This window comes from Pleomorphomonas carboxyditropha (assembly GCF_002770725.1).
GTDB lineage: Bacteria > Pseudomonadota > Alphaproteobacteria > Rhizobiales > Pleomorphomonadaceae > Pleomorphomonas > Pleomorphomonas carboxyditropha.
In genome coordinates this window covers 1-1,261 of sequence record NZ_NQVN01000065.1, presented here as the reverse complement: position 1 = coordinate 1,261, position 1,261 = coordinate 1, and the positions used below count along the sequence as shown (strand labels likewise).

Annotated in this window: 1 protein-coding gene; it reads right to left on the bottom strand. The window is 68.4% G+C overall.

What is annotated here, in order from left to right; genetic code table 11:
* A partial coding sequence (gene flgK, locus CJ014_RS27215) for a flagellar hook-associated protein FlgK (RefSeq protein WP_100083622.1) occupies window positions 1–1,261 on the bottom strand: 1,261 nt, incomplete at both ends.

Genomic DNA, 1,261 nt, shown 5'->3' with positions numbered 1-1,261 from the left:
GCCGAGCTGCCGGTGAACACGGCGTTGAAGCCGAAGAAGCTCGAAAAGCTCTGGCCGTCGATCGAGCCGTCGAGCGCGCCGATCGCCACGCCCGAGCCGTCGGTATCGGAGCTGATGCTCAACGTGCCGTCGGCGTTGAGCGAGGCGCTGACCCCGTCGATGGCGTCGAGCGCCGATACCAGGTCGTCGATCGAGCCGTAGCTCGAAAGGTCGAGATCCGTATACGAGGTCAGGTTGCCGTCGTCGTCGACCAGCGCGATGCGTACCGTCCCGGAAGCGGAAAAGCTCGACAGGCTGGAAACATCCGTCGTGCCGGTCAGGCTGTCGGGCGCCGGCACCGCCGAGCCGTCGGCCACCGCCGCGTTGACCGCCGAGATCAGCTTGGCCGCCAGCGCGTCGAGCTCGGCCTGGGCGGCCGGCAGCGTCTCGTCGCGCAGCGTCAGCAGGCCGCCGATCTCGCCGTTGGTGAGCGTGCTGGTGATGTCGTTGCTGCCGTCGACCAGGATCGCCCCGCCGGCGCCGACCGACAGCGCGTGCAGCTTGCTCGACAACAGCGTCGTGCCGCCGGTGGTCTTGACGTAGACGGCGCCCGACGACGTGGTGGTCGTCGTGATGTCCAGCAGGCTGGAGATGCTGGTGATCGCCGCGTTGCGCTCGTCCTCCAGGTCGGCCGTCGACTGGCCCTTGGCCTTGGCGGCGACGATCTGGTCGTTGAGCTTGGCGATCTTGGCAAGCGCCTCGTTGACCGCGTCGACGTCGTCGGCAATCTGCTGATTGGCGTTGGTCTCCAGCGTCGAGATCGACGTGGATATGTCGCGCAACTGGCTGGCCAGGCTGTCGGCCGCCGACACGAAGCTGCTCTGGGTGGCGTTGTCGTCGGGCGTCGAGGCCAGTTCGGTCACCGCCGTCTCGAGCGCCGCCATCTGGGTGGCGATCGAGGTGCCGCCGTCGTCGCTGCCGGTGGTCGAGCCCATCAGCGCCTGGAGCTGGTCGGTGTAGGAGGCGGTGACCGAAGCCGCCCCGAGGTCGGCGTTGGCTCCGATCAGCGAGGCGAACACGTATTTGTCGACGCCGCCGGTGATCGAGGCGATGGCGGTGCCCGAGCCCGAGGAGCCGGACACCGTCGACACCTGGTTGGCGGTCTTCACCGTGTAGCCGTCGACGTCGGCGTTGGCGATGTTGGCCGACGACACGCTGAGGCCGACCTGCGCCGCCCGGAGCGCCGACAGGGCGATGGAACTGGCGACCGACACCGACATGA